The organism is Pseudomonas sp. NyZ201 (assembly GCF_049860765.1).
Classification (GTDB): domain Bacteria; phylum Pseudomonadota; class Gammaproteobacteria; order Pseudomonadales; family Pseudomonadaceae; genus Aquipseudomonas; species Aquipseudomonas bharatica.
This window is the reverse complement of record NZ_CP187557.1, coordinates 3,456,675-3,482,593: the sequence shown is the minus strand read 5'-3', so window position 1 is coordinate 3,482,593 and position 25,919 is coordinate 3,456,675. Positions and strand designations below refer to the sequence as shown.

Below are 25,919 nucleotides of genomic sequence, written 5' to 3'. Positions count from 1 at the left end.
TGGATCACGGTTGCTGCAGGGCCATGTGTTTGCGATACCGGCGTGTCAGCCGCAGTGTGCTGATCTGCTGCACCAGCAACGCCCAGGCAGGGGATACGCTGGCATCGGCAGCGCGGCCCCGACCCAGCCGGCGCAACTGGAACTTCACGGCGGCCATGGCGCCCATCGATGCCAGCACCTTGTTCTTCCAGGTGATGGGGCGCAGTGCCGGGACGTTGTCCCGCCCTTGCTGCCATTGGCGCGGCAGGTCGGGTTCGATGGCCAGGGCCGTACCGATCCCGGCCATGGCCACGCCGGAGGCGATCACCTGTTCGGCCACCGGGCGACGCCGGATGCCGCCGGTCACCATCAGCGGCATTTTCGCCACACCCTGCAGATCCCGGGCGAAGTCGATGAAATAGGCTTCCCGGGCCAGGGTCCGGCCATCCCGGGCTACGCCCTGCATCGCCGGTGCTTCATAGCTGCCGCCCGACAATTCCACCAGGTCCACGGGCAGTTCGTTCAGGCGCATCACCACCTCGCGGGCGTCCTCGGCGCTGAAGCCGCCGCGCTGGAAGTCCGCGGAGTTGAGCTTGACTGCCACGGTGAAATCCTTCGCGACCACGGTGCGCACGGCGTTCACCACTTCGATCAGCAGGCGTGCGCGGTTCTCCAGCGAACCGCCCCATTGATCCGTGCGCTGGTTGCTCAGGGGCGAAAGGAACTGGCTGAGCAGGTAACCGTGCGCCGCATGGATCTGCACGCCGTTGAAACCGGCCTGCTCGGCGAGGCGGGCGGTGTTGGCGAAGCGCTGGATCACCTCGGCGATCATTGCTTGGTCCATGGCCCGGGGCAGGGCGAAATGCCGCGACATATTGCCCAGCGCCAAGGGCACGGCCGAGGGTGCCCAGGCCGGTTGGCCGAGATTGGCTGGCATCTGTCGCCCGGGATGGTTGAGCTGCAGCCAGAACTGCGCGCCGCCAGCCTGTCCGGCACGGGCCCAGTGGCGAAAGCGTTCGAGTTGACGGTCGTCCTCCAGCACCACGCCACCGGGGCCGGTCATGGCGCGGCGATCGATCATCACGTTGCCGCTGATCAGCAGCCCGGCACCACCTTCGGCCCAGGTCCGGTACAGGCGCAGCAGCCCGGCAGAAGGGGCATGGTCGGCATCGGCCATGTTTTCTTCCATGGCGGCCTTGGCCAGGCGATTGGGGAGCACGCTGCCGTTGGGCAGGGTCAGGGGCGTGAACAGGTTCATAAGGGGACTCCACGGTTGGTCGTGGCCTCACCTTAGGTTTAAAGTGAACTTTAAGGTCAAGCACTTTGCTGCGGGGTGGTGAATGAAAATCGGCGAGTTGGCGAAACGTAGCGGGTTATCGGCGTCGAGGATCCGTTTCTACGAGTCCAGCGGCCTGCTGAGCACGGTGGAACGTACGGGCAATGGTTATCGCAGCTATGAGGCGGATGCGCTGTGGATGCTCGAACTCATCACCGGTGCGCAGCGCGCCGGGTTTTCCCTGGACGAGATCCGCAGCCTGCTGCCGACTTCCGGGGGCGCCTGGCCGCAGGAGGAACTGCTGGCCGGGCTGAGGCGCAAGGTTGCGGAGATCGAGGTTTTGCAGGAACGCCTGGCGCGCAACAAGGCACAGTTGCTGGTAGCGATCGAGGGCATCGAAAGCCGGCCGCAGGGCCAGGCCTGCTCGGAGAATGCGCAGCAGGTGCTGGAGCGGTTGCGCAGCAAGCAAAAAGCCTAGTCCTCGTTGCGACTGGTGCCAGTGCGGTCACGTTCGAAATGCTTGACGCCGGGAAATTCCGGGAGCCAGTTTTCCCGACGTATCACCCAGAGCTCGTAGGTCGGTTTGAACTGGCTGGGTGCATCCAGCGAGCCGATATTCAGCTCGACTTCATCGCCGCTGCGGGAAAACACCGGGGAACCGCACCTGGGGCAGAAATGGCGATTCTGGTAGGTGCCGGTCTGGCCGGTGACGCTGACGGCGGTTTCGGGGTAGATCGCCGAGGCGTTGAGCAGGGCGCCGTGGTGCTTGCGGCAGTCCATGCAATGGCAGAGACCAACGCGGTAGGGCTCGCCGCGGGCTTCGAAGCGGACCTGGCCGCAGAGGCAGCCGCCTGTGATGGGGGACATGACCAGCACCTTTGTCGGGGAGTGATGGTGTTGGGACTCCGGCAGATTTGTGGTGTTCATTCGGGCCAATCGCTGGCAACGCCAGCTCCCACAGAGTCCGCGGCGGACACTGACTCCAGAGTGACTCAAAACCCTGTGGGAGCCGGCGTTGCCGGCGATTGACCCTGAAGACCTGCGCCGATCAGCCAGCCAGCGTCCCGTTATCGATCACGAACCGGTACTTCACATCCCCCTTCAACATCCGCTCGTAGCTCTCGTTGATCTGCTCAGCCCGAATCAGCTCGATATCCGAGACAATCCCGTGCTCGGCGCAGAAGTCCAGCATTTCCTGGGTTTCCGGGATCCCGCCGATCATCGAGCCGGCGATGCTGCGGCGCTTGAAGATCAGGTTGAACACGTTCGGTGACGGGTGGTTGGTGGCCGGGGCGCCGACCAGGGTCAGGGTGCCGTCGCGCTTGAGCAGGACCAGGAAGGCATCCAGGTCATGGGGCGCGGCGACGGTGTTGAGGATCAGGTCGAAGGATTTGCTGTGCGCCGCCATTTCCGCCCGGTTGCGCGACACCACCACTTCATCCGCACCCAGCTCCAGCGCCGCTTCGCGCTTGGATTCCGAGGTGGTGAAGGCCACCACATGGGCGCCCATGGCATGGGCCAGCTTGATGCCCATATGCCCCAGGCCGCCGATGCCGACCACACCCACCTTCTTGCCCGGCCCGGCACCCCAGGTGCGCAGCGGCGAGTAGGTGGTAATGCCGGCACAGAGCAGCGGCGCGACGGCGGCCAGTTGCTCTTCGGGGTGACGGATGCGCAGGACATAGCGCTCGTGCACGACGATCTGTTCGGAATACCCGCCCAGGGTCCAGCCCGGGGCATCCGGCGTCGGGAAGTTGTAGGTGCCGATCATGCCGTCGCAGTAGTTCTCGAGGCCTTCGTCGCAGTCGGCGCACTGCTTGCAGCTATCGACGATGCAACCGACGCCCACCAGGTCGCCGACCTTGAAGCCGCTGACATGCCCCCCGACGGCGGCGACCCGGCCGACGATCTCATGGCCGGGCACGCAGGGGTAGCGGGTACCGTCCCACTCCGAGCGCACCTGGTGCAGGTCGGAGTGGCAGATGCCGCAGTAGGCGATTTCGATACGCACGTCGTGGGCGCCGACGTCGCGGCGGGTGATGGTCAGCGGCTCCAGCGGCTGGTGGCCGGAATGGGCGCCATAGGCGATGACTTGCATGCGCAACTCCTCGGTAGGGTAAGTGACGGTTTCATCTTCAGGGGGCGCCGGGCGCAGCCGGTAACCCGATCCGACCGGGTTCTTGCCTAATCCTTCAGCGCCGCCTCGATCCGGACACGGTGGGAGATGGTGCTTTTCGGGGGGCATCACGGCAGCTCCTGGGTAGGGTGGCTGGTTGAGTCTAGACCTTGAGGGCCTCATCGCTGGCAAGCCAGCTCCCACAGTGATCGCGTACACCGCCGGACCTGTGGGAGCTGGCTTGCCAGCGATGAGGCCCTCAAGCACACCATCAATGCTCCTGCATATAACTCAGGGTCATCCTGGCCAGTGCCCGGATCCCCACCGCCAACGCCCCGTCATCCACCTGGAACCCCGGCGAATGGGTCGGCCATACCGGCTTGTCCGCCAGTGCCTTCGGCGTTACCCCCATGCGCATGAAGATCCCGGGGATCTGCCGCGCATATTCGGCGAAATCGTCTGCGCCGTAGGTGCCGCTATCCACCTTGACCGGCACTGTCGAGACGCTTTCCAGCACCGGCAACAGCCGGTCCACCAGCGCCGTGTCGTTGTAGCCGGCGCGGTAGTTGCCGGGCAGGTAGTCCACCTCGGCACTGGCCCCCGAGGCCTCGGCGATCTTTTCCGCCGTGCGGCGCATGCGCTGCAGCACATCCTCGCGCTGCTCGTCGCTGACCGTCCTGACCGAGCCTTCCAGGCGCACTTCGGCAGGGATGATGTTATGCCGGTCGCCGGCTTCGATCCGGCCCACGGAAATCACCGGCGCCGGCAACACGCTGAGGTTCGATTGGCGGCTGGGAATGGTCTGCCAGGCCAGGATCGTCTGCGCCGCCACCGGCACCGGGTCGATGCCGGTCCAGGGGAAGGCAGCATGGGTCTGGCGGCCCTTGATCCGGGCGACGAAGGTGTCCGCCGCCGCCGTTGTGCGGGTGCGACTCAGGGTGAAACCACCGGAGGCGCCAGCCGTGACATGGATCCCGAAAATCACTGCCGGCGCCGGGTTTTGCAGCACGCCTTCTTCGATCATCTGCTTCGCCCCACCGGATTCGCCCAGTGGCGGGCCTTCCTCGGCAGGCTGGAAGATCAGCTTCAACGTGCCCGGCAATTCGTCGCGCCGCGCAGCCAGCACCTCGGCCACGCCCAGGGCCATGGCCATATGGGCGTCATGCCCGCAGGCATGCATCACCCCGACCTCCTTGCCCCGGGTGCGGAAATCGCCACCTTCGTCCTTGGCCCGCACGCTGGAGGCGTAGGGCAGGCCGGTCTGCTCGGTCAGCGGCAGGGCATCCAGTTCGGCGCGGATCGCCACCACCGGCCCCGGCTTGCCACCGCGCAGGATGCCGACCACGCCGGTATGGGCTACCCCGGTCTGTACCTCCAGCCCCAGCTCGCGCAGGCGCCGGGCAATACGCTCGGCGGTCTGCACTTCGCGGTTGCCCAGTTCAGGGTGCTGATGGATCTGGTGGCGGAGCTCGATCACCCCGGGCAGGGCCTTGGCGATCCGTGCATCCAGGTCGCCCCAATCCTCGGCGGCAACGGCCCCTGACACCAGTAACAATGCGATCCCCGCAAGACGAAACGGCAGCATCCCGGCTCCTCAGTAGGTAAAGGCGATCGGCGGATAGTTGCCGTTCACCAGGTAGTCGCCGATGGCCTTGTACTTGTAGGCCACCGCGTCGTGGGTGGTATGGGTACGGGCGTTGCGCCAGTGGCGGTCGAAGTTGTAGCGCGACTGCGTGGTGGCGGCGCCGCCGACTTCGTAGAGCCGCTCGCAGACATGCAGGGCGGCGCGGGTCGAGGCGATCTTGGCTTCGGCCACGGCGATGGAGGAACGGGCGAGCAGGGCGTCCAGTTCCTCACCTTCGAGAGCGCCCTGCAACTGGGTGCGGGCAGCCAGGTCGACGCTCAGCGCGGCCTTTTCCACCAGCGCCTCGGCGCCATGGATCGCAGCGGAAAGATCGCCCACGGTATGCAGGATGTACGGGTCGTTGCGCGCCTGGTCGACGCCGCTTTCGCGCACCGGCCGCGCCCCCGTGCGTGACCACTCCACCGCATCGTCCAGTGCCGCCAGGCCGATGCCGATATCGATGGCGCAGTGGATCAACTGGGCGCTGGCACCGATGTAGTTGCGTCGCTGGTACCACCTGGCCAGTGGAATGACCTGCTCGGGCAGCACCGGCACATCCTTGAGCAGGGTGGTGCCGCTGGCGGTGACCCGCTGGCCCATGCCGTCCCAGTCGTCGAGCAGGGTGATGCCCGGGGTATCGGCCGGGAGCATGACGTACACCGCGTCACCGGCCTCGTCCACCGCCTGGATCTTCAGCAGGTCGGCGAACAGGCAGCCGGTGCTGTAGAACTTGCTGCCGTTGAGCACCAGGCGCTCGCCATCGCGCTCCAGGCGCGTGTGGATTTCGCCGCGGAACTTGCCGCTGCGCTCGGCAATCGCGCCGGAGGACAACCGGCGTTCGGCGAAAGCGCCCAGGTAGCGACGCTGCTGGTCTGCGTCGGCGATCAGGCGCAGGTGTTCCACCGTGGCGAAATGCGGAAACAACGCCTGGGCCACGCTCGGGTCGGCCTTGGCCAGGGTGATGAAGATCCGTGCCACGTCGAGCTGGCTGACATCGCCACCGCCCAGTTCGACGGGAACACGGGCGGCTCCGAGGCCGGATTGACGGATCAGGTCCAGTTGCTCATGGGGCAGGATGCGCCGCGCATCGCGCTCGGCGGCGCCAGGTTGGATATGGGTGGCCAGTTCATTGGCCAGTGCCAGGTAATCGGTCATGGGCATGTCTCGAAAAAGGGATCAGGATGCATCGCGCAAGGCCTGGCGCGGAACGCCGAGCAAAAGGATCAGGGTGCCGCAGGTGACAAGCCCCGCGACGATGTACAGCGCCAGGCTGATATCGCCCGTGTTGGTCTTGATGCTGCCGATCATGATCGGCGTCAGCAGGCTGCTGATCTGTCCGCAGCAGTTGACCAGCGCCAGGCCGGCGGCCCGGGCACGGTCGGAGAGGTAGTAGGTGGGAATGGTCCAGAACACCGCCGTGGCCACCAGGTAACCGCTGGTCATCAGGGTCAGCAGGGCGATGGCCGACCAGGGCCCGGCGATCAGGTTCGGCAGCAGGGTCATGGCCAGCGCGGCGGTGAGGCCGCCCAGGGCGAAATGCCAACGGCGTTCCTGGCGCAGGTCGGAGTGGCGGCAGGCCCAGAGCATCACGCCGACCCCGACCACATAGGGCAGGGCCGAGAACAGACCGAGCTGGCCGAGGTTGCTCACCCCGGAATCGCGGATGATCGACGGCGCCCAGATGTTGGTGACGTTGCCGGTGCACATGATGGTCAGGCAATAGGCCAGGGTGATGAACCACACCTTGCGGTCCATCAGCGCCTCGACGAAGCGCTGGTGGCCGCCGGGCTTGCGTTTGCTCTTCTCATCCGCCAGGGCCTGCTCGATGGTCTGCTTCTCGACGTCGCTCAGCCATTTGGCCTTGGCCGGCTTGTCGTCCAGCCAATACCAGGCGAACAGGCCGGCCAGCACCGGCGGGATGCCGGTGACCACGAACAGCCATTGCCAGCCACTGAAGCCGCCCAGGCCGCCGAAGTGGCTCATGATCCAGGTGGACAAGGGGCCGCCGACGATGCCGCAGACGGCGATGGCCATGATGAAGCGCGAGGTGATCCGCGCCCGATAGGCCGCCGGGAACCAGTAGGTCAGGTACAGGATCACCCCGGGGAAGAATCCGGCCTCGGCCGCCCCCAGCAGCACCCGCAGCACATAGAACTGCGCCGGGGTCTGGGCGAAGGCGGTGGCGATGGTGACCAGGCCCCAGAGGATCATGATCCGGGTCATGGTCTTCTTCGCCCCGAACTTCTCCAGCAGCAGGTTGCTGGGGATCTCGAACAGCAGGTAGCCGATGGAAAACACCCCGACGATGATGCCGAAGGTGGCGTCGCTGATGTTCAGGTCGGCCTTGAACTGCAAGTGGGCGAAGCTGATGTTGACCCGGTCCAGCCAGTTGAGCACGAAGCACAGGAACAGGAACGGCATGATGCGCCAGGCCAGCTTGCGGTACAGGCGCTGGTCGAAGCTCGGTGCCGACGCCGCAGGCGCGGCGTCGGTGGTTGCGGACAGGCTGTTCATCGCGGGTTACCAGCTCACGTCGACTTTGCCGAAGAAGTACGCGCCTTCCAGGCCGTACGGCGAGTACCAGCTGTAGGTCGGGTCGTCGGTGGGGAAGTAGTAGTAGCGCTTGGCTTCGGCGTTCAGTTGCTGTGGCCGGCGGTCGAAGATGTTTTCCCCGCCGACGGTCACCTTCACCGAGTCGCTCAGCCAGTAGCCCAGGCTCAGGTCGGTGATGAACGCCGGGCGGATTTCCTCGTCGCGACTGGCGGAGATCTGGTTGCGCCCGGTGACCTTGGAATAGCGCGTGCCCTTGAGGGTGACGTCGAAGTCGCCCAGTTGCCAGGCAGCGGTCAGCGAGGTGACGTTCTTCGGATAGGCACTGGTCAGGTTGCCCTGGCGGTCGCGGCCGACGGCGGTCACGCCGGTGCCGGCAAGGGCATCGGGTTCCTTGATCTTCTCGATGGTCTGCAGGCTCTGGTTGCTCAGCAGGGTCCACTTGGTCTTGCCGTATTCGCCGAGGTCGTAGCGGTAGTCGGCGACCAGGTCGATGCCGCGGGTGCGGGTGTCGGCCAGGTTGCCGAAGTAGGAGACGATCTGGTTCGGGTCCAGGCCATTGGCGGCGAGGATGTTGGATACGGCGGTGCCTTGCAGGTTGCTGGTCTGCAGGATGCGGTCCTTGATATCGATCTGGTACAGGTCGACGGTGATATCCAGGTTCTCGGTCGGCGTGGCGACGAAGCCGAGGCTGTAGTTCATGGATTTTTCCGGCTTCAGGTCCTTGGCACCCAGGGCGCGGCCGGCCGCGTCGTCCACGGTCACGTAGCGGGTGGTGGCCTGTTCCAGTACCCCGGTCAGCGGGCTGGTACGCCAGGCAGTCAGCGATGACGAGTAGTACTGCTGTTGCAGCGACGGCGCGCGGAAGCCGTTGCTGATGGTGCCGCGCACGGCGAACTGCGGAGTGAAGGCATAGCGCGTGGAGAACTTGCCGCTGGCGGTGTCGCCGAAGTCGCTGTAGTGCTCGAAGCGCCCGGCCAGGCTGACGTCCCACTGCTCGGTGAGGCTCTGGCTCAGGTCGATGTAGCCGGCGGTGTTGGTCCGCGAATAGTTGTGCGCGTCGGCCGGGGTGAAGCCGACCAGGCCCGGTGCGCCAGGGTTCGGGCGCTGGCCGGCGAGCGGGTGGCCGGCCGGGAACACGTAGCCGCCATCGGCGTAGGACGCGTATTCGCCGTCCTCGATCTCGAACCCGTCGCGGCGGAACTCCAGGCCGGTGGAAACGTTCAGCGGCTTGGCGAACAGCCCGGTGTCGAAGGCGCGGGTCAGGTCGAGGTTGTTGGTCCACTGGCTGGCGATCAGATGGCCGCCGTCCATGTTGCGCGGGCTGTCCGGGCCGAGGGACGGGTTCAGCGACTTCTCGTTGCGGGTGTTGGCGTCGTTGTAGCCGTAGCTGGTGCTTAGGTCCAGCTTCCAGCCCAGCACGTCCTCGTTGCGCAGGCCGATCACCGTCTGGAAGTCGTCCTCTTCCACTACGAAACGCGGCGAGAAGCCGTCCGGGTACACCGAGACGATGTTCTGCGGCGAGTTGGCGGTGCGGTAGGTGCCCCAGCTGGTGGAGTTGCGGTGGCTGAGGGTAGAGAAGGAATACAGGCTGACCTGGTCGTTCAGCGGCAACTCGGCGTTGTAGCCGAAGTTGTAGGTCTGCGAGCGCGGCTGGCCGAGTTGCTGGCGGTAGCGGCTTTCGCCGTTTTCGCGCGGGTCGGCGGCACCATTGACCGGGAAATAGATGCGCGTGCGCTCCGGCACGGCGCCGGCGACGTTGGAGCTCTCCTGGATGCCGATATCGGCACTGAGGCTGAAGAAGCCGTCATTGGGCAGCTCGAAGCCCTGGTTGATCTGGCCCTGGCCGCGGGCACCGAAGTTGCCCTTGCCGCCGATGCGGTTCTCGTACTGGCCATACAACGCACTGGCGCTGCCACCGGACTTGTTGCTCTTGAGGATGATGTTGATCACCCCGGCGATGGCGTCCGAGCCGTATTGCGCGGCGGCGCCATCGCGCAGGACTTCCACATGGTCCACCGCGCTGATCGGGATCAGGTCGAGGTCGGCCGGCGACTGGCCGCTGGAACTGGCGGCGGTCTGCACGAAGATCAGCGACGTGTTGTGCCGGCGCTTGCCGTTGACCAGCACCAGCACATGGTTACCGCCCAGGCCGCGCAGGGTCGCGGACTTCACCGACAGCCCGGTACCGCCGGTAAAACCTGCGGCATTGGTATAGGACGGTACGCTGGCGGCCAGGGCGTCGCGCAGGTTCTGCTTGCCGGAACGGGCCAGGTCGTCGGCGCTGATCACGTCGATCGGCGCCAGGCTCTTGGCCACGGTGCGACCGCTGTCGCGGGCACCGGTGACTACCACGGTCTGCAGGGCGGTGTCGGTGCTGCTGGTATCGGCGGCGCTGGCCAGGGGCGCGACGCACAAGCCGAGGATGCCTGCGGTCAGCAGGTTGAGCCTGGGCTGGAAAAGAATGGGGCGAGACATGGTGAGGCTCCGGGATCGGGGGCCGCTGTCCATTCCTGGTGGTGGGTGTTCCTGACAGTACTGGCGAGGCTTTTAAGTGTTGGGCTTTTGGTTATCGGTACAGCATGACGTCCTGTCGGGCCTGGTCGACCAGCGCCATGTGTTGTTGCAGGCGACGCTTGCGGTCGGCCAGCAGCAGGGTCTTGCTCCATTCCATGGCCTTGGCCGAATGTCCGGCCAGTTGTGTCGCCAGTTCGATGGCGGCGCTGTGCGGGTCCTGTGCAATACGGTTGATCAGGCCCAGGGCCAGGGCCTCTTCGGCATCGAAGCTGCGGGCACTGAGCATGATGTCCAGGGCCGCCGCCTCGCCGATCAGGCTGGGCAGGGTGATCGCGCTGAATCCGGAGAGCATGCCGTGGCGCACTTCCGGGAAGCTGAAACGGGTGTCCGGGCGGGCGATGCGGAAATCGCAGTGGATCGCCAGGCTGATGCCCAGGCCCAGGGTGTGGCCGTGCAAGGCGGCAACTACCGGTTTGTTCAGGTCCAGGCCGACATCGGGCAGGGCGCGGGCGAGCAGGGCGCTGGCCACGGCTTCGCCGGTGGCCTGGATTTCCTTGAGGTCGGAGCCGGCGCAGAAGGCCTTGTCGCCGGCGCCGCGCAGGACGATGGCCCGCGCCTGTTGGTCTGCGGCGGCACGTGCCCAGGCCTCGGCCAGTTCGCGCTTGGCCTGGCCATCCAGGGCATTCAGGCGCTCGGGGCGGTTCAGGGTGATCTGCACCACGCCATCGCCAAGGGGTTGGTAGTCGACTGTCATTACGATTTTCGCTGCGGGTGAAAGAAAGACGTTTTGCCTCTTGCGGCATCGCGTCGAAGTGGGGAAAACTTAATGTATGTTCATAATGCAAACAACATGTTTGTTATACGAACATGTTTTGTGTTCCTCTCAAATGGTTATAAAAAATGAAAGCGATAGTACTTAAGGCCTTCGGCGGGCCGGAACAGTTGCAACTCGAAGAGGTTCCGACGCCACAGGCCGGGCCGGGAGAAGTGCTGGTGCGGGTGCACGCCGCCGGAGTCTGCCACCACGATCTGCTGCACCGCGCCGGGCAACTGCCCGGGGCCCATACCGGGGTGGTGCTGGGGCATGAAGTGGCCGGGGAGGTGGTCGAGGTTGGCGCCGGCGTGTTGCAGCTCAAGGTCGGCTCGCGGGTGGTGGTCTATCAACGACGTTTCTGTGGGCAATGCCGCGACTGCCTGCGCGGGCGTCAGGACCTGTGCCGGGCCCTGGGCCTGCCGTCGGTGGATACCGAGGGCGCCTACGCCGAATACCTGCGGATCCCGGCGATTTCCGCGGTCGAATTGCCCGAAGGGCTGGACTACGCGCTCGCCGCGCTGGCGTCCTGCCCGATCGCTACCAGCGTTCGCGCGCTGTATGGGGAAGCCGGATTGCAGCCCGGCGAGACGGTGCTGATCACTGGCGCCAGTGGCGGTCTGGGGGCGCATCAGATCCAGCTGGCCCGGGCCCTGGGGGCGCGGGTGATCGCGGTGACCGGGAGCGAGGCCAAGCGTGAGTTCCTGCACCAGCTGGGGGCCCATGAGGTCGTGGTTTCTGCCGGCGGCTATAGCGCCGAGGTGTGGAAGCTGACTGGCAAGCGCGGCGTCGATGTGGCCATGGAAAACCTCGGGCACACGCTGGAAGACACCCTGCGCAGCATGACCCTGGGCGGTCGCGTGGTGGTGCTGGGCAATGTCGAGCCGGGCAGCGTACCGGTGAATCCCGGTCTGTTGATCGGGCGCAGGTTGAGGCTGCAAGGCTCGGGCAGTGCGACCCTGGAGCAGTTGCGCACGGCATTGGCGCTGATCCATGGCGGGCAGGTGCGGCCATTGATCGACCGGGTCATGCCCTTCCCGCAGGCGGGTGAGGCCCATGCGCTGCTGGAATCGCGGCAGGTCAATGGACGCATCGTCCTGAGCGGGTGGTGAGCATGGATATCAGTACCCTGCTGGGCCAGGCCGCAGGCAAATGGCCGGAGGCGTCGGCGCTGCACGAGCCGGCTACCGGGCGACGCCTGTCCTTCGCGCAGCTGGACCAGGCGCTGACGGCGTTCGGCCTGGCCCTGGACGACCTGGGTATCGAGCCAGGGGCGCGGGTGGCGCTGCTGGCCGATGCCAGTGTCGATTACCTGATCGCCGATTATGGCTGCATGGCTAACGGGCGCGTGCGGGTGCCGCTGGACCCGGCCCTGTCCCAGGGCGAGTTGCTGGCCCAGTTGCGCGATGCCGGGGCTGCATTGCTGCTGTTTTCCTCGGCGTATGCGGAGGTGGCCGAGGCGTTGCGCGGGGAGGGCGTCGAGTGTCGGCACCTGGCTTCGCTGACGGTCGGTTGCGCATCACCCTTGCCTGTCCGCGCTGCGCAGCCGGCGCAGTCCCTGGCCTCGCTCAACTACACCGGCGGCACCACCGGTGTGCCCAAGGCGGTGATGCACCGGCATGCCAGCCTCTGCGCGGTGTTGCAGAACGTGGTCATGGGCCGTGGTGCGCTGCCGGGGGATGTCCTGCTGAATGTGCGGCCGCTGTGGCCGATCGCGGCGGTGGCGGTACTGGCGCATCTGCTTGCGGGTGGCGAGGTGGTGCTGGGTGGTCGCTTCGACAGCAAGCAGTTCCTGGATTCGCTGCGCGAGTATCGGGTGGCGTTCAGTTCGCTGGTGCCGACCCAGTTGCTGCGGTTGTTGCGTGAGAGCGGCAACGCGCCGGCGGAGCTGCCTTGGTTCAAGAGCCTGGACATTGGCGCGGCGGCCTTGACCGGCGAGGTACTTGAGGGGGCGTTCAGCCTGTTCGCCGGGCGCATCGCGGTGCTCTACGGCATGACCGAAGCCCCCTGGAGCTGCTACCTGTCCGCGGCGCAAATGGTTGCGCTGCGTGCGTCCGGCGAAAGCGCCGAAGGCGTGGTCGGGCGTTCGCTGTTCTCGGCGGCGGTCAGGATCGACCGGGTGGATGAGCGCGGTATGGGCGAGATCCTGCTGGCCGGTCCGCAGTTGATGGCGGGATACTGGCAGCAGCCGGGTCTTACCGGTGAGGTGCTGGTAGACGGCTGGTTGCGCAGTGGCGACCTGGGACGAATCCGCGCTGACGGGCTGCTGGAAGTGCTCGGGCGCTGCAAGGACATCATCCGCAGCGGCGGTAAATCGGTGCAGCCGGGGGAGGTGGAGCAGGCGTTGCTCGGCCATGCCGCGGTGCGCGAGGCCCATGTATTCGGCAGGGCGGACCTGGAGTGGGGGGAGCAGGTGTGTGCGGCCCTGGTCCTGGAGCCTGGCGCGGTGGTGACGGTGGAGGAGCTTCTGGAGCACTGTCGCGGTTTGCTATCTCGCTACAAGGTGCCGAGGCAGGTGCACTTCATCGAGGAACTGCCGCGTTCGCATTATGGGAAGGTGCAGCGCAACCGGTTGTTGGCGGTGCTGGGGGCCTAGGTCGAAATACCTTGTTGCCATGCTTCTGGTCATTCCTGGACTGTTGTTTCTACCTTGAGGATTCATTTCGCAAGGAGAGTGACATGGACAGTCCAGCTTCCAACCGACTGCGCCGGGGACGGGTTTCGATTCCCGGGCAGTTGTATTTGCTCACCACGACTGTGGATGGGCGTGAACCTGTATTTAGCGATTTTGCGGTGGCCAGGTTGATGGTCGAGCAGTTGCGCCATGCCGAGCGGACCGGGATGGTCCGATCACTGGCGTGGGTCGTCATGCCTGACCACTTGCATTGGTTGATAGAGCTGGATCAGGTTTCGTTGACAACCTTGATGCGCCGGGTGAAATGCCGAAGTACCTGTTTGATCAACAAGGCTTATGGCAGGCAGGGGCGTCCGTGGCAGCAGGGTTTTCATGACCGTGCCTTGCGCCGGGAGGATGATGTGGTTGCGGTGGCGCGGTACATCGTTGCAAATCCGGTGCGTGCCGGGTTGGTGTCGAAGGCTGGGGATTATCCGCATTGGGATGCGATCTGGTTGTGATTTCCGGGTTGTGTGGTGTAGCTGATGGCCTCATCGCCGGCAACGCCGGCTCCCACAGGTTTAGCGTCTGGCGGGGATTTTGTGAACGACCAGGAACCCTGTGGGAGCCGGCGTTGCCGGCGATGGGGCCAGCGGCAACAACCCAAGACCATACGACCCGTTACGGATTCCCAAGCTGCGCCGCAATCCCCTCGCAAGCCCGCCGTACATGGGCCGCCAGTGCCGACCCCGGATGGGTCTCTTCCTCCATATCCAGCCCGGCCACCACCACCGCTCCCAACGCCTGCCCGCCCGCGACGCGGATCGGAAACGCCACCGACGATAGTCCCGGCTTGAACTCCCCATGCCCGAAGGCGAAGTCTTGCTGGCTATGGATCAACTGCAACCCTGGCAGCGCCTTGGCATAGCGCTCTTCCCCGAGCACTCCAAGCGCCATCGCTTCGCTGTAGGTCGCCAGCACCGCCCGGCCGCTGGGGCTGCCCTCGATCGGAAACTGATCCGCCAGGTCCACGATCACATTCAACGGCGTGGCCGGCGTCCACATGCGCTCGATCAGCACCACCTGGTCCCCCACCGGCACCGACAGCGAGACGATCGCCGGTCGTTCGCCGATCACCCGCTGCAATTCGATGGCATAGGGCAGGGCCAGGCGGCGCAGGTTCAGGCGGTTCAGGTAGGCGGCGGAATAGATCAGGCTTTCCGGGCCGATATGGTAGGTGGCCCCGCGGGATTCGATCAGGCCCCAATAGGTGAGGGTCTTGAGCAGGCGGTGGATGGTGGAGCGTTCGATGCCGGTCTGCCGTGCGAGGTCCAGGGCGCTGGCGCCGTGCTTGAGGTTGGCGAGGGCACGCAGGAGGACGATCGAGCGGTCGATGACCTGGACGCGTCCGCCGGCGTTGTCCTTGCCGTTGGCCGCAGGTTGAGGGGCAGAGATTTCCATCGTGACAGGGGATTCCAAAAGACCGGTCGCCAAGGTTAGCCGTGATCCGCCAGCGGGTGAAGAGCCGCCACCGGCGATTATTTCACGGCGGCTTAGACCGAATATGCATGGCGGTTATGAGCATGGATCATCTGGCGATATCCATTGCGTCGTTTTTCCAGTCTGGATGCCGGTTATGGCTGCAATGTTATACGGATCGTCATCATTGCATCGGATGGAATTGCCACAGCGTCCTGTTTGCCCGTCGTCGCACCGCCAGCCGCTGTTTTTCCGCCATCTTGCCGCCTCGTCGCCGATCCCTAGAATCTGCATCCATCTCCTCTCGTCACTTTGAACAAGGACTTCACCATGATGAACGCAATGCAGATGCCGATGATGAACGCCACCATGCCGATGATGCCAATGACCGGCATGCCGATGATGATGGCCACGATGACCTGCAAGATGGTCGACGACGGCATGATGTGCACCATGAAGCCTGCCGCCGGCATGGACATGGCGATGTTCCGCAACAGCGCGGAAATGATGCAGATAATGATGAACTGCGGCATGCCGATGATGATGCAGTGCGGCAACCTGATGCTGATGGGCTGCAATCAGATGACCATGCCGATGATGCCCATGAACGGCATGATGATGCCGATGATGAAATGCATGATGGAGTGCACCGTCATGGCCGACGGCATGACCTGCAAGATGATGCCGATGGCCGGCATGAGCATGGAGATGATGAACAGCTGCTGCATGCTGATGATGAAGATGATGAACGACTGCAGCATGCCGATGATGATGAGCTGCAACGGCATGCCGATGATGTGCTGCACCTGCTGATCGGCGGGTTTGCACTGACCTTGTGGGAGCGGGTTCACCCGCGATTACAGTAGTGAATTCACCATCGCAATCGCGGGTAAACCCGCTCCCACAGGGATTGACGTACGGCTTTTGATTCAGTCCCGGCTCTCGGGATGGGTCACCACCAGGTACGCCACCGCTTCGCTGTCCACCGGATTGCGATAGCGGTGGGGCTGGTCGGCGTAGAAGACGATGGAATCGCCCGTCGACAGCAGGAAACGCTCGTCATTGACGCTGATCTCCAGCGCACCCTGGGCCACTACCAGGTTCTCCCGCACGCCCGGGCCGTGTCCGGCGGAGTGCTCCTCGCCCAACGGGCTGATGCGCAATTCATAGAATTCGGACTGTTGCGGTACATCCACCGGAAACAGCGCTCGACTGACGAACGCCCCCGTAGCACTGACCAGACGCTTGCTGTCGCGCGCCGGCAGCACCGTGACCCCGGCGCATTCGCGCTGATCCAGAAACGCCGCCACCGACACTTTCAAGCCCCGGGCGATCTTGCACAGCACACGGATCGACGGCACGCTGCGCCCGGATTCGACCTGAGCCAGCATCGCCCGGCTGACGCCGCTGGCCCGGGCCAGGGCGTCGAGGGACAGTTGGCGCTTGGCGCGCAGGCGCTGGAGATTGCTGGCGACCCGCTGGCCGATGCCGTCGTCTTCCTGGGTGACGGCGTCGGGCAAGGCAAAAGGCGGTTCGTCGGAGGTGATCAGAAAGCGGGTGGGCGTGGTCATGCCATTACGCCTGGCGCGGTGTTTTCGATGAGGTGATGGCGACGTTCTCCGGGCTGGCGGCAAAGCCGGCCTGCTGCGCATACATCGCCCACAGCAGACGACCTTGTTGTTGAGCCAGCTTGCGTTTGCGGTGCAGGGTGAAATCGAGGATGGTGGCGGCGTGGCTCATGGAGTATTCCTTGTCTGGAGCAGGGGGCCATGAGCGGGAGACTACTGGTTTGCTCTTAGAACCAGAAATAATGAATTTGCATTTGTTAATTCCATTTTGCTGTTGCTCCTGAGGCCCGGACAGTCAAGGAAACCTGTTGATCCCACCTACAACCTGCCCACCCACCTCGGTCTCCACCTGCAACACACCCCCCGAATCCGGCGCACTCCCCAGCACCTCCAGCTTCAATTCCTGCCGCGCACTGGTTATGAACAGCGTCCGCATCCCATCCCCGCCAAAACACAGGTCCGTAGGGCAGGGCACCGGCAACCCGATCATCCGCTCCAGGTTCCCTTCGGCATCGAACCGCGCCAGGCTCCAGCCATCACGCTGGGTAGTCCAGACCCCACCCTGTGCATCCAGCGCCAGCCCGCTGAGGCTACCGCCGCCCCGAGGCAGCGACGCCAGGCGCCGCACCGCCGTGCTGCCCGGTTGCAAGCGCAGGATAGCCCCGGTCTCCGGCGCGATCGCGTACACCGCGCTGCCACTGGCGTCCCAGCGAAAACCGCTGACCTGCTCGCTCAGCGCCCAGCCATGACGCAACTCGCCCTCGTTGCTCATCTCGCCGATCAGGCAACCGCTGGCCGTGCGTGCACAGGCCCACAGGGTGCCGGACGGATGCCCGGCCAAGGCGAGCAAGCGACTGCCCAGCACATCCTGCATCGGATGCTCGTTTCCTTCCCAATCCACCAATGACCAGGCCCCTGCCTGGGCCACCAGCAAGCCGTCGCGGTGCAGCTCCATGGCTCGCACCGGCATGTCCAGGCGCGTCAGCAGGCGGCTGGTTCGTCCGTCCCAGCAATGGATTGCCGGGGCCAGGGTGTCGGCCCAGTAGAGCAGGCCGCTCGCGGCATGCCAGCGCGGAAAGGCGCCATGGAACGACCAGGGCGCCGGCAGCACGTTCAAGGCACCCGACGGCCGCTGGGTGGTTTCCGGGCGCAACTGCTCGCCCACCCGTCGTGCCGCCTCCGCCAGCTCCGGGCCGAGCAGGGTCAGGCGCTCCAGGGTCAGGCGATAGGCCGGCCCGGCCACGCTCAACGCACCACGCACCACACCCTGCTTGTCGATGATCGGCGCTGCCACACAGCGCACGCCGAGGCGGATTTCTTCGTCGTCGAGGGCATAGCCGCGGGCGCGGGTAATCTGCAGCTCGGCCAGCAAGCGGCGGCGGTCGGTGATGGTCAGCGGAGTCAGCGGCTCCATTGCCACGCCCTTGAGGATCTCGTCCCGCGCCGTGGCCGACAGCGCCGAGAGAATCGCCTTGCCCTGGCCGGTGCAGTACACCGGTTTGCCCTGGCCAAGGCTGGCCGCCGAGCGCTGGGTATGGGCGCCATCACAGCGCTCCAGGGACAGCACCTGGTTGCCGTCGAGTACCGCCAGGTACGAAGTCTCCCCGGTCAGGTCGCGCAGGGCGCGCAGTTCCTCGCTGGCCGCCGCTACCAGGTCCGGCTCCAGGTAGGCATTGCGCACCATCTCCAGGTAGTTGAAGCCCAGGCGGTAGACCTTGCGCGTCGGATCGCGGCGGATCATCCCGCGCTCCACCAGGGTGGCGAGGATGCGGTACAGGGTGGTGCGCGGCAGTGGCACCTGGGCGGCCAGTTGCGCCTGGCTTATACCGCTGGGCATGGCGCCCACGGCCTGGAGCACGTCGAGGGCCTTTTCAAGGGCGGCGGTGCCTTCACCTGGTTTCATCGGTTATTCCCATCAGTTGGAACGGAACGGCTGTGACACCGATTCTGCCCCTTTTTGCTGGGACTTTCCCCCATAGAATCGGCCTCAACGGGGGTTGAAGCCGGCGCTTGTTCCACATGGTGGGAATGACGTCGGCCGCCCATCGGATGAATCCGCCTGGAGAACCTATAAGAATGTCCGTCATCCATACCTATGCCGATGCCCACGAAAGCGCCTCGGGCAAGCGCGTCGAAGTCAGCGACGCCACCCTGGCCAAGCTGGCCGCCTGCAGTAGCGGTTCGCTGACCACCCAGCTGTTCAAGCGCGGCTTCCGCCAGCCGGCGCTGGTCGGCCTGCGCGCCATGACCCGCGACACCCAGCCGTTCGCCGGGCGCGCCTTCACCATGCGCTTCATTCCTGCCCGTGAAGACATCGACACCTACCAGACCATGACCACCAAGCCCAACGACGACAACCTGCAATGGGTTGGTGTGGAGCAGGTGCAGCCTGGCGACGTATTGGTAATCGACAGCCGCAACGACCCAGCCGCAGCCTCCGCCGGCAATATCCTGGTGACCCGCTTGCTGGCACGTGGCGCCAAGGCCATCGTCACCGATGGGGCACTGCGCGACGGCAGCGAGATCGCTGCGATGAACCTGCCGGCCTATGCCCGCGAGATCACCGCCACCACGCGCATTTCCTATCACCACGTCGCCGACCTGCAGGTGCCGATCGGCTGTGCCGGCGTCGCCGTGTATCCGGGCGACATCATCGTCGGCGATGCCGATGGCCTGACGGTGGTCCCCGCGCACCTGGCCGAGGAGCTGGCCGAAGTGTGCAGCGTGCAGGACGACATCGAGCACTACCTGGCCATGCGCATCGCCTCGGGCGAGCCGCTGTGGGGCGTCTACCCGCCGAGCCCGGCCTCGGTCTCCGACTACCACGCCTGGGTCGCCAGTGGCCGTCCGGCGATCCCCTCGATCATCGATAACAAGGAGGCCTGAGCCGTGGCCGAGCACAAGCACGCGCAATTGATCCGCCGTTACTTCGACGCCTGCAACGAGGGCGACTACGACAAGCTGGTGTCCTGCTTCACCCCGGACGCCGTGCATTACTTCCCCGCCGGCCTGCCGGAAGTGCCCTGGCGCACGGCCGACACCATCGCCCGCAAGTGGGTGTGGTGCGTGGAGAACCTGGGCTCGCAGTGGACCATCGAGAAGATCCTGGTCAGCCACGACAGCAATGAAGCGGTGATCGAGTGGACCCACTGGAAAAGCAGACCGGGCACCGCGCTGCGCGGAGACGAGTGGTACGTCTTCGATGAGGAAAGCGGCCTGATCCGCGAGATCCGCGCCTACTACGCCTCGCCGGCGGACAAGGACGTGGCGATCAACGAGCTGGTGGACTTCGACTACACCGGCCGCGGTTATCACCTCGAACCCAAGGCCCGCTGAAGGATGCGTTCAATGAGTATTCAACACGATCCGTCCCTGGCGCTGATCGAACAGGTGGTCGCCAAGGCGGTTGCCGCCGCCGATTTCTGGGCCGAGTCCCCGGCCGCCGTGCGCGCTGCGCTGCTCAATGGCCTGGCGACCGCGCTGGAAGACCAGCAGGCCGAACTGGTCGCCATTGCCGACCGTGAAAGTGGCCTGGGCGAAGGCCGCCTGAAGGGCGAAGTGGCCCGCACCGCCTTCCAGTTGCGCGGTTTCGCCAGCGAAGTGGAAGCGGGCGTGCCGTATCGCCAGTTGGTCAGCGCTGCCGTGGCCGGCGCACCGCCTGCCGGGCGTCCGGCGCTGGTGCGGGTGCAGCGTGCACTCGGTCCGGTCGCCATGTTCTCGGCGAGCAACTTCCCGTTCGCCTTCTCGGTGCTGGGTGGCGATACCGCCTCGGCCCTGGCCGCCGGTTGCCCGGTGGTGGTCAAGGCGCATTCCGGTCACCCGGAGCTGTCCCGTGCGGTATACGAACTGGCGGCCGGTGTGGTTCGCCAGCAGGGCCTGCCGGAAGGCCTGCTGACCCTGGTCGAAGCCACCTCCCGTGCTGGCGGTACCTACCTGGTGCAGCATCCGGGCATTGCCGCCGTCGCCTTCACTGGTTCCTATCAGGGCGGCAAGGCCCTGTGGCAGGCGGCCAATGAGCGTCCGCGCCCGGTGCCGTTCTTCGGCGAGCTGGGTTCGATCAACCCGCTGGTGGCCCTGCCTGCCGCCCTGGAAAAAGACAGCGAAGGCCTGGCGAAAACGCTGGCCGCCTCGATCACCCTCGGCTGCGGACAGTTCTGCACCAGCCCCGGCCTGATCGTGCTGCTGGACTCGCCCCACAGCGAGCGTTTCGTCACCCAGCTGGCCGAGGCCATTGCGCCGATCGCCACGCACCGTATGCTCACCGCCGGCATGCGCCAGGGCTTCGATGCTGCGGCGGCCACCGTGGCGGCGAATGCCGATGCCGTGTTCACCCCGGCGGCCGATGGGGCCGGCCCGGCGCCGCGCCTGTTCAGCACCGATGCGGCGGCGTTCATCGCCAATGCCCATCTGCGCGAAGAGATGTTCGGCCCGGCGGCGCTGCTGGTGCGCGCCGCTTCGGTTGCCGAAGTGGTGGCTGTGCTGGAGGCCGTCGGGGGCAGCCTGACCACCACCCTATGGGGTGCCGAGCAGGCCAGCGATGACAATCGCCAGTTGGTTCGTGCGGCCGAGAAGATCTCCGGGCGCGTGCTGTTCGGCGGTGTGCCGACCGGTGTCGCGGTGTGCCACGCCCAGCAGCATGGCGGGCCCTGGCCGTCGTCCACCACCCCGCAAACCACCTCGGTCGGCTACGCCGCGCTGGAGCGCTTCCTGCGTCCGGTCGCGTTGCAGGACGCGCCGGCGTGGACGCTGGGCTAAGGGGAGGGCAGCGCCATGATGCGTCACGTCGTGTTGTTTCGCCGCCTCGCCGAGGTCGAGCGGCAGCCGGAACTGGAGCAACGCCTGGTCGCGCGCATGCGCGACCTCGATCAGGAGATCGATTTCATCCGTGACTGGACCGTCGCCGCCAACGAGCTGGATCGCCCCATCTGCTGGGACTACATCCTCGACTCGGGCTTCGACGATGCCGCCGCGGTAGAGCGGTACCTGCCACACCCCGCGCACCAGGCACTGGTCGCGGAGCTCAAGCAGTACTTCGAGTGGGTGGCAGTGGATTACAGCGTCTAGACCCGACAGGCAGCCGGACCCTGCCTGGGGTCCGGCGCTATAACAACAAGATCCGGTTCGCTACTGGCGCCGGACGGAGACGTACATGAACAAGAAAAAGAATTACCGCTGGACGATCCTGACGATGCTGTTCATCGCCATGATCATCAACTATGTCGATCGGGCCGCACTGTCCATCGCCATGCCCTTCATTACCCAGGAATACCATCTGACCCCTGCCGAAAAAGGCATGATCTTCAGCAGCTTCTTCTTCGGCTATGCACTGTTCTGCTTCGTCGGCGGTTACCTGGCCGACCGCTTCGGGCCGAAGAAGGTCCTGACTTGGTCCATGAGCTTCTGGTCGGTGCTTTGCGGTTCCACCGCGCTGGCCTTCAACTTCTGGTCGCTGCTGATCGTTCGCGCCCTGTTCGGGGTAGGTGAAGGCCCGGTTTCGACCACCGCGAACAAGACCGTCAACAGCTGGTTCCCGATCAAGGAACGCGCCCGTGCCATCGGCATCAACCAGGCCGGTGGCCCGCTGGGCGGTGCGCTGGCCGGCCCGATCGTCGGTTTCCTCGCGCTGTGGCTGGGCTGGCGGGTGGCCTTTGTGGTGATCGCGGTGGTCGGCGTGCTCTGGGCCATCGCCTGGTACCGCCTGGCGACTTCGACCCCGCAGGAACACGCCAAGGTCTCGCCGGAAGAACTGGCCGAGATCAACGAAGGCCGCGTTGCCCCGGTCATGACCGCCGAGCAGGCCCCGCGCACCCCGGTGCTGCAGATCATCCTGCAACGTTCGGTGCTGGTCACCGGCGTCTCGCTGTTCTGTTACAACTACATCCTGTATTTCTTCATGACCTGGTTCCCAAGCTACCTGATCGACGCCAAGGGCATCGACCTCAAGTCCATGAGCATCGTCACCGCGCTGCCCTGGCTCGTGGGTACGGTCGGCTTCGTCTGCGGCGGCCTGCTGATCGACTGGGTGTTCAAGCGCACCGGCAAGCAGCTGTTCTCGCGCAAGGTGGTGCTGGTTACCTGCCTGCTGGTGGCGGCGGTGTGCATCGTCCTGACCGGACGGGTCGAGAGCGTCACCAGCACGGTGGCGGTGATGACCGTGGCCATCGGCTTCCTGATGCTCACCGCACCGGCCTATTGGTCGCTGATCCAGGACGCGGTGCCGGATCACCAGGTGGGCACTGCCGGCGGCTTCATGCACGGCCTGGCCAACCTCTCCGGGATCGTAGCGCCGACCGTGACCGGCTTTATCATCCAGGCCACCGGCACCTACGGCAGCGGCTTCGCCCTGGCCGGCGGCCTCGGTGTGCTGGGAGCGCTGATCGTAGCGTTCTTCGTCGGCAAGGCGCCGGTCAAGCGCGACGCCGTGGTCGCGGCAGCCTGATAGTAAAACGCGGCCTGCGGGCCGCAACCCGCTTGTGCAATTACCAGGATTTCAGGAATTCGCTATGCCTACGCTTCTTGTCACCGGCGCCGCCGGTATCGTCGGGACCGCCCTGCGGCCCTTCCTGCGCCAGCGCTACAGCCTGCGCCTGCTCGACCGCCAGCAAGTCGCGGACCTGCACGAAGGCGAGACCGCGGTGGTCGGCGACCTCACCGACCCGGCCTGTGTGCAGCGCGCGGTGGACGGGGTCGATGGCATCCTCCACCTGGCCTGTTCCCATGGCACCGACATCCACTTCAACAGCACCGTGGAGCCCAATTACCACGGCACCTTGTACCTGCTTGAAGCGGCGCAGCGTTATGGCGTGAAGCGTTTCGTCTTCGCCAGCAGCCACCACGTGCTGGGCCAGTACCGCAGCGACCGGGCCGAGTTTTTCGACGACATGCCGGTGGCCCCGGACAGCTACTACGCCCTGAGCAAGGTGTTCGGCGAAGCCGCCTGCACCACCTTCTCCTTGCGCAGCGAGGTGGCGACCTTCATCGTGCGGATCGGCAATGCCGACCCCAAGGTTTCCGACGCCCGCCGCCTGCGCATGTGGACCAGCGCCCGCGACCTGGCCCAGCTCATGCTGATCGGCCTGGAACACCCCAAGGTGCGCAACGAGATCGTCTATGGCGTCTCGGAAAGCCCCAATCCGCTGTTCCACAACAACCGCGCCCGTGCCCTCGGCTACCAGCCCCAGGACAATGCCGGCGAGCATCTGGCCGACAACTACCTGCCGTATGAAGCCATGGCCGCGGAAGGCTCGGGCCGCGACCATGTCGGCGGTGCGTACGCCGGCGTGCCCCTGGCTTCGCTGCTGGAGAACCCGCAATGAAGATCGTCCGCATCGACACGCAGATCGTGGAAATCCCGTTCCATGATGGTGGCAAGGGCCAGGGCATCACCCCGACCACCTGGAACACCCTGGAAAACGTGCTGGTCCGTATCGAGGACGAGCAGGGTAATGTCGGCTGGGGCGAGGCCTTCGGCTACTTCGTCGCCAACGCCACCAAGGCCCTGATAGACCGTTTGATCACGCCGCTGCTGCTGAACCGCGAGATCACCGATATCGCCGCGTTCAACCAGGAACTGCAACTGCGCCTGCACCTGTTCGGGCGCTATGGCGTGACCCTGTTCGCCATCTCCGGCATCGATATCGCCCTGTGGGACCTGGCAGCGCGCCGGCGCAATCTGCCGCTGCATCGCCTGCTCGGCGAGGCGGTGCGCGAGAGTGTGCCGGCCTATGCCAGTCTGGTCCGCTATTCCGACAACGAGGTGGCCCCGGCCATCTGCGAAAAGGCCCTGGAGATGGGCTTCAGCGATATCAAGCTGCATGAAGTCACGGTCGACGAGATCGCCGCCTGCCGCCGCGCCATCGGCGACGACGTGCCGCTGGCCACCGACGTCAACTGCGGCTGGAAGGTCAAAGACACCCGCGACTGGCTGCCGGCACTGCGTGACCTCAAGCTGGCGTGGCTGGAAGAACCGATCTTCCCGCCGGAAGACTTCGCCACCCTGGCCAGCCTGCGCGGGCAGGGCGTGCCGTTGTCGGCGGGAGAGAACTGGTGCACCGCAGTGCAGTTCGAGCAGGCCCTGGGGACGGGGGCGGTGGATTCGATCCAGCCCAGCGTGACCAAGGTCGGTGGTATCTCCGAATGCCTGCGCATCGGCGAACTGGCCCGTCAGCGCGAGGCAGTGGTACTGCCGCATTGCCCGTACTTCGGCCCCGGCCTGATCGCCACCCTGCACCTGGCGGCTGTCCAGTCGTGGGTGCCGCAGGTGGAATACCTGTTCGTCGAGCCGGCAGGCTGGCTATATCCCGTGGAGTCGCTGCGCAGCGGCAACCGGTTGCAGATCCCGCAGGGCGCGGGTCTGGGCCTGGACATCGATCAGCAGGTGATCGAGCGCTTCCGCCGCAACTGACCGGCTTTGTCGTCTTTTGGCTTTCAACCTCCGCCACGCTCCGGCGTGGCGGCAGGGGCTTGTCGTGCCCGCTTTCGGGTAACGGAGGGTCTTATGCAACGTGTCGAACTGAACAATGCAATCTGGGAGCTGGCCCTGCTGCCGGCCTGGGGCGGGCGTATCGCTTCGCTCAGTGCCGAGGGGCTGGAGGTGCTGTTGCCGATCACCAGCAAGTCCTTCGACCCGCTGGAATGGCCGCGGGCCGGGGCGTATCCGCTGTTTCCGTATTCCAACCGGATTCGTGATGCGCGCCTGTCATTCGAGGGGGCCGAGTATCGTCTGCCGGCCCATCAGGCGGCTTTGCCGCACACCTTGCATGGCGTGAGTCATACCCAGCCATGGCAAGTGGTCAGCGCCGAAGCCGACAGGGCGTTGATCCGCTGCGATTACCAGGGCGAGCACTGGCCCTGGGCGTTTCGTGCCGAGCAGGCGTTCGCGCTGGAGGGCCCTCGCTTGCGGGTCACCCTGCGCCTTGTCAACCAGGGCGAGACCCCGATGCCGGCTGGGGTCGGGCTGCATCCGTACTTCCAGCGTCATCCCGGGATGCGCGTCCAATACCGGGTCGGGCGTGAATGGCAGATCGATGCCGACTACCTCGCTACCGGCAGCTACCTGGACGCACCGAAAACCCTGCACATCGCCGCCGACAACGGCGAGGCGGTCGCCCATTACCAGTCGCGCTGGGACGGCAAGGTAAAGGTGGACTATCCGCAGGGTTCGCTGGAGCTGTACAGCGACCTGACCCACATGGTCGCCTTCGCCCCCGCAGGCCTGGGCTACCTGTGCCTGGAGCCGGTTTCCCATCTGGCCGACGCGTTCAACCGCCCCAGAGCGGAGTGGGCCGAGGTCGGCACCCATGAACTGGCCCCGGGAGAGTCTCTGGAGACGACCCTGACCTTTATCTGGCACGGACGCTGAGCCCGGCCGCGCGTTACCGATCCA

25 protein-coding genes are annotated in these 25,919 nt (G+C 65.5%); 13 read left to right on the top strand and 12 right to left on the bottom strand.

Translation table 11 applies throughout. From position 1 onward, the window contains the following. Window positions 1–4 precede the first annotated feature (4 nt). Window positions 5–1,237 (bottom strand): NADH:flavin oxidoreductase/NADH oxidase family protein, encoded by a 1,233-nt coding sequence (locus ACPFMA_RS15475; RefSeq protein ID WP_425928150.1) that lies wholly within the window; start codon window positions 1,235–1,237, stop codon window positions 5–7. An 82-nt stretch (window positions 1,238–1,319) separates the two neighbouring features. On the opposite strand from ACPFMA_RS15475, the gene ACPFMA_RS15470 reads away from it, so the two are divergent. Beyond that, complete coding sequence (locus ACPFMA_RS15470; RefSeq protein WP_420056328.1) at window positions 1,320–1,733, top strand: MerR family transcriptional regulator; 414 nt, start codon at window positions 1,320–1,322, stop codon at window positions 1,731–1,733. Here the strand turns inward: ACPFMA_RS15470 and ACPFMA_RS15465 are convergent. The 7 genes from ACPFMA_RS15465 to ACPFMA_RS15435 form a co-directional block, all read right to left on the bottom strand. Next, window positions 1,730–2,122, bottom strand: coding sequence for a GFA family protein (locus ACPFMA_RS15465; protein WP_420056329.1), 393 nt, complete (start codon window positions 2,120–2,122; stop codon window positions 1,730–1,732). The genes ACPFMA_RS15470 and ACPFMA_RS15465 overlap by 4 nt on opposite strands. A 181-nt stretch (window positions 2,123–2,303) precedes the next feature. Continuing rightward, the gene (locus tag ACPFMA_RS15460; RefSeq protein WP_064304812.1) at window positions 2,304–3,353 is read right to left on the bottom strand and encodes an NAD(P)-dependent alcohol dehydrogenase; all 1,050 of its coding nucleotides are present in this window, start codon (window positions 3,351–3,353) and stop codon (window positions 2,304–2,306) included. Window positions 3,354–3,642: 289 nt separating this feature from the next. Next, window positions 3,643–4,956: an amidohydrolase gene (locus tag ACPFMA_RS15455; RefSeq protein ID WP_425928149.1), complete on the bottom strand. Its 1,314-nt coding sequence runs from the start codon at window positions 4,954–4,956 to the stop codon at window positions 3,643–3,645. Between the two features lie 9 nt (window positions 4,957–4,965). Beyond that, window positions 4,966–6,150 (bottom strand): acyl-CoA dehydrogenase family protein, encoded by a 1,185-nt coding sequence (locus ACPFMA_RS15450; protein ID WP_425928148.1) that lies wholly within the window; start codon window positions 6,148–6,150, stop codon window positions 4,966–4,968. Window positions 6,151–6,171: 21 nt separating this feature from the next. Further along, entirely contained in the window at window positions 6,172–7,509 is a 1,338-nt protein-coding gene (locus tag ACPFMA_RS15445) for an MFS transporter (RefSeq protein WP_425928147.1), read from the bottom strand. A 6-nt stretch (window positions 7,510–7,515) separates the two neighbouring features. After that, complete coding sequence (locus ACPFMA_RS15440) at window positions 7,516–10,023, bottom strand: TonB-dependent receptor plug domain-containing protein (RefSeq protein WP_064304807.1); 2,508 nt, start codon at window positions 10,021–10,023, stop codon at window positions 7,516–7,518. A gap of 91 nt (window positions 10,024–10,114) precedes the next feature. Next, a complete protein-coding gene (locus ACPFMA_RS15435) occupies window positions 10,115–10,816 on the bottom strand; it encodes an enoyl-CoA hydratase/isomerase family protein (RefSeq protein WP_064304806.1) in 702 nt (233 codons plus the stop codon). A 146-nt stretch (window positions 10,817–10,962) separates the two neighbouring features. On the opposite strand from ACPFMA_RS15435, the gene ACPFMA_RS15430 reads away from it, so the two are divergent. From ACPFMA_RS15430 to ACPFMA_RS15420, 3 genes are all read left to right on the top strand, one after another. After that, window positions 10,963–11,985: an alcohol dehydrogenase catalytic domain-containing protein gene (locus ACPFMA_RS15430; RefSeq protein ID WP_425928146.1), complete on the top strand. Its 1,023-nt coding sequence runs from the start codon at window positions 10,963–10,965 to the stop codon at window positions 11,983–11,985. Window positions 11,986–11,987: 2 nt separating this feature from the next. Then, entirely contained in the window at window positions 11,988–13,469 is a 1,482-nt protein-coding gene (locus ACPFMA_RS15425) for a class I adenylate-forming enzyme family protein (protein WP_425928145.1), read from the top strand. A gap of 83 nt (window positions 13,470–13,552) precedes the next feature. Then, a complete protein-coding gene (locus tag ACPFMA_RS15420) occupies window positions 13,553–14,008 on the top strand; it encodes an REP-associated tyrosine transposase (protein WP_425928144.1) in 456 nt (151 codons plus the stop codon). A gap of 160 nt (window positions 14,009–14,168) precedes the next feature. Here ACPFMA_RS15420 and ACPFMA_RS15415 read toward each other — a convergent pair whose 3' ends face one another. Next, the gene (locus ACPFMA_RS15415) at window positions 14,169–14,948 is read right to left on the bottom strand and encodes an IclR family transcriptional regulator (RefSeq protein WP_064304802.1); all 780 of its coding nucleotides are present in this window, start codon (window positions 14,946–14,948) and stop codon (window positions 14,169–14,171) included. Window positions 14,949–15,296: 348 nt separating this feature from the next. On the opposite strand from ACPFMA_RS15415, the gene ACPFMA_RS15410 reads away from it, so the two are divergent. Beyond that, the gene (locus tag ACPFMA_RS15410) at window positions 15,297–15,779 is read left to right on the top strand and encodes a hypothetical protein (protein ID WP_425928143.1); all 483 of its coding nucleotides are present in this window, start codon (window positions 15,297–15,299) and stop codon (window positions 15,777–15,779) included. Between the two features lie 116 nt (window positions 15,780–15,895). Here the strand turns inward: ACPFMA_RS15410 and ACPFMA_RS15405 are convergent, their stop codons facing one another. The 3 genes from ACPFMA_RS15405 to ACPFMA_RS15395 all read right to left on the bottom strand — a co-directional run bounded on the left by ACPFMA_RS15405 (window position 15,896) and on the right by ACPFMA_RS15395 (window position 18,437). Beyond that, window positions 15,896–16,537 carry a helix-turn-helix domain-containing protein gene (locus ACPFMA_RS15405; RefSeq protein WP_064304801.1) on the bottom strand — a complete coding sequence of 214 codons (642 nt, stop codon included), beginning with the start codon at window positions 16,535–16,537 and terminating at the stop codon, window positions 15,896–15,898. A gap of 4 nt (window positions 16,538–16,541) precedes the next feature. Continuing rightward, on the bottom strand, window positions 16,542–16,706 hold the full coding sequence (locus tag ACPFMA_RS15400) for a hypothetical protein (protein ID WP_279898308.1): 165 nt from the start codon (window positions 16,704–16,706) through the stop codon (window positions 16,542–16,544). 123 nt (window positions 16,707–16,829) lie between these two features. Then, entirely contained in the window at window positions 16,830–18,437 is a 1,608-nt protein-coding gene (locus tag ACPFMA_RS15395) for an IclR family transcriptional regulator domain-containing protein (RefSeq protein ID WP_425928142.1), read from the bottom strand. A 173-nt stretch (window positions 18,438–18,610) separates the two neighbouring features. On the opposite strand from ACPFMA_RS15395, the gene ACPFMA_RS15390 reads away from it, so the two are divergent. The 8 genes from ACPFMA_RS15390 to ACPFMA_RS15355 all read left to right on the top strand — a co-directional run bounded on the left by ACPFMA_RS15390 (window position 18,611) and on the right by ACPFMA_RS15355 (window position 25,895). After that, entirely contained in the window at window positions 18,611–19,420 is an 810-nt protein-coding gene (locus ACPFMA_RS15390; RefSeq protein ID WP_425928141.1) for a ribonuclease activity regulator RraA, read from the top strand. A 3-nt stretch (window positions 19,421–19,423) separates the two neighbouring features. Next, entirely contained in the window at window positions 19,424–19,870 is a 447-nt protein-coding gene (locus ACPFMA_RS15385; protein ID WP_425928140.1) for a nuclear transport factor 2 family protein, read from the top strand. A gap of 12 nt (window positions 19,871–19,882) precedes the next feature. Next, window positions 19,883–21,289, top strand: a complete 1,407-nt coding sequence (locus ACPFMA_RS15380; RefSeq protein ID WP_425928139.1) for an aldehyde dehydrogenase (NADP(+)) — start codon at window positions 19,883–19,885, stop codon at window positions 21,287–21,289. A 15-nt stretch (window positions 21,290–21,304) separates the two neighbouring features. Next, a complete protein-coding gene (locus ACPFMA_RS15375; protein WP_009407801.1) occupies window positions 21,305–21,598 on the top strand; it encodes a Dabb family protein in 294 nt (97 codons plus the stop codon). An 85-nt stretch (window positions 21,599–21,683) separates the two neighbouring features. Next, a complete protein-coding gene (locus tag ACPFMA_RS15370; RefSeq protein ID WP_009407799.1) occupies window positions 21,684–22,973 on the top strand; it encodes an MFS transporter in 1,290 nt (429 codons plus the stop codon). Between the two features lie 64 nt (window positions 22,974–23,037). Continuing rightward, the gene (locus tag ACPFMA_RS15365; protein WP_425928138.1) at window positions 23,038–23,850 is read left to right on the top strand and encodes an NAD-dependent epimerase/dehydratase family protein; all 813 of its coding nucleotides are present in this window, start codon (window positions 23,038–23,040) and stop codon (window positions 23,848–23,850) included. After that, window positions 23,847–24,938, top strand: a complete 1,092-nt coding sequence (locus ACPFMA_RS15360; RefSeq protein ID WP_425928137.1) for a mandelate racemase/muconate lactonizing enzyme family protein — start codon at window positions 23,847–23,849, stop codon at window positions 24,936–24,938. Before ACPFMA_RS15365 ends, ACPFMA_RS15360 begins: the two co-directional genes overlap by 4 nt. A 93-nt stretch (window positions 24,939–25,031) precedes the next feature. Further along, window positions 25,032–25,895, top strand: a complete 864-nt coding sequence (locus ACPFMA_RS15355; protein ID WP_425928136.1) for an aldose 1-epimerase — start codon at window positions 25,032–25,034, stop codon at window positions 25,893–25,895. The last annotated feature ends 24 nt before the right edge of the window (window positions 25,896–25,919 follow it).

What these genes read in the sequence shown, in the direction of transcription:
- ACPFMA_RS15475 (WP_425928150.1), bottom strand. Translation starts at nt 1,237, where the DNA reads ATGAACCTGTTCACGCCCCTGACCCTGCCCAACGGCAGCGTGCTCCCC.
- ACPFMA_RS15470 (WP_420056328.1), top strand. Translation starts at nt 1,320, where the DNA reads ATGAAAATCGGCGAGTTGGCGAAACGTAGCGGGTTATCGGCGTCGAGG.
- ACPFMA_RS15465 (WP_420056329.1), bottom strand. Translation starts at nt 2,122, where the DNA reads ATGTCCCCCATCACAGGCGGCTGCCTCTGCGGCCAGGTCCGCTTCGAA.
- ACPFMA_RS15460 (WP_064304812.1), bottom strand. Translation starts at nt 3,353, where the DNA reads ATGCAAGTCATCGCCTATGGCGCCCATTCCGGCCACCAGCCGCTGGAG.
- ACPFMA_RS15455 (WP_425928149.1), bottom strand. Translation starts at nt 4,956, where the DNA reads ATGCTGCCGTTTCGTCTTGCGGGGATCGCATTGTTACTGGTGTCAGGG.
- ACPFMA_RS15450 (WP_425928148.1), bottom strand. Translation starts at nt 6,150, where the DNA reads ATGACCGATTACCTGGCACTGGCCAATGAACTGGCCACCCATATCCAA.
- ACPFMA_RS15445 (WP_425928147.1), bottom strand. Translation starts at nt 7,509, where the DNA reads ATGAACAGCCTGTCCGCAACCACCGACGCCGCGCCTGCGGCGTCGGCA.
- ACPFMA_RS15440 (WP_064304807.1), bottom strand. Translation starts at nt 10,023, where the DNA reads ATGTCTCGCCCCATTCTTTTCCAGCCCAGGCTCAACCTGCTGACCGCA.
- ACPFMA_RS15435 (WP_064304806.1), bottom strand. Translation starts at nt 10,816, where the DNA reads ATGACAGTCGACTACCAACCCCTTGGCGATGGCGTGGTGCAGATCACC.
- ACPFMA_RS15430 (WP_425928146.1), top strand. Translation starts at nt 10,963, where the DNA reads ATGAAAGCGATAGTACTTAAGGCCTTCGGCGGGCCGGAACAGTTGCAA.
- ACPFMA_RS15425 (WP_425928145.1), top strand. Translation starts at nt 11,988, where the DNA reads ATGGATATCAGTACCCTGCTGGGCCAGGCCGCAGGCAAATGGCCGGAG.
- ACPFMA_RS15420 (WP_425928144.1), top strand. Translation starts at nt 13,553, where the DNA reads ATGGACAGTCCAGCTTCCAACCGACTGCGCCGGGGACGGGTTTCGATT.
- ACPFMA_RS15415 (WP_064304802.1), bottom strand. Translation starts at nt 14,948, where the DNA reads ATGGAAATCTCTGCCCCTCAACCTGCGGCCAACGGCAAGGACAACGCC.
- ACPFMA_RS15410 (WP_425928143.1), top strand. Translation starts at nt 15,297, where the DNA reads ATGATGAACGCAATGCAGATGCCGATGATGAACGCCACCATGCCGATG.
- ACPFMA_RS15405 (WP_064304801.1), bottom strand. Translation starts at nt 16,537, where the DNA reads ATGACCACGCCCACCCGCTTTCTGATCACCTCCGACGAACCGCCTTTT.
- ACPFMA_RS15400 (WP_279898308.1), bottom strand. Translation starts at nt 16,706, where the DNA reads ATGAGCCACGCCGCCACCATCCTCGATTTCACCCTGCACCGCAAACGC.
- ACPFMA_RS15395 (WP_425928142.1), bottom strand. Translation starts at nt 18,437, where the DNA reads ATGAAACCAGGTGAAGGCACCGCCGCCCTTGAAAAGGCCCTCGACGTG.
- ACPFMA_RS15390 (WP_425928141.1), top strand. Translation starts at nt 18,611, where the DNA reads ATGTCCGTCATCCATACCTATGCCGATGCCCACGAAAGCGCCTCGGGC.
- ACPFMA_RS15380 (WP_425928139.1), top strand. Translation starts at nt 19,883, where the DNA reads ATGAGTATTCAACACGATCCGTCCCTGGCGCTGATCGAACAGGTGGTC.
- ACPFMA_RS15375 (WP_009407801.1), top strand. Translation starts at nt 21,305, where the DNA reads ATGATGCGTCACGTCGTGTTGTTTCGCCGCCTCGCCGAGGTCGAGCGG.
- ACPFMA_RS15370 (WP_009407799.1), top strand. Translation starts at nt 21,684, where the DNA reads ATGAACAAGAAAAAGAATTACCGCTGGACGATCCTGACGATGCTGTTC.
- ACPFMA_RS15365 (WP_425928138.1), top strand. Translation starts at nt 23,038, where the DNA reads ATGCCTACGCTTCTTGTCACCGGCGCCGCCGGTATCGTCGGGACCGCC.
- ACPFMA_RS15360 (WP_425928137.1), top strand. Translation starts at nt 23,847, where the DNA reads ATGAAGATCGTCCGCATCGACACGCAGATCGTGGAAATCCCGTTCCAT.
- ACPFMA_RS15355 (WP_425928136.1), top strand. Translation starts at nt 25,032, where the DNA reads ATGCAACGTGTCGAACTGAACAATGCAATCTGGGAGCTGGCCCTGCTG.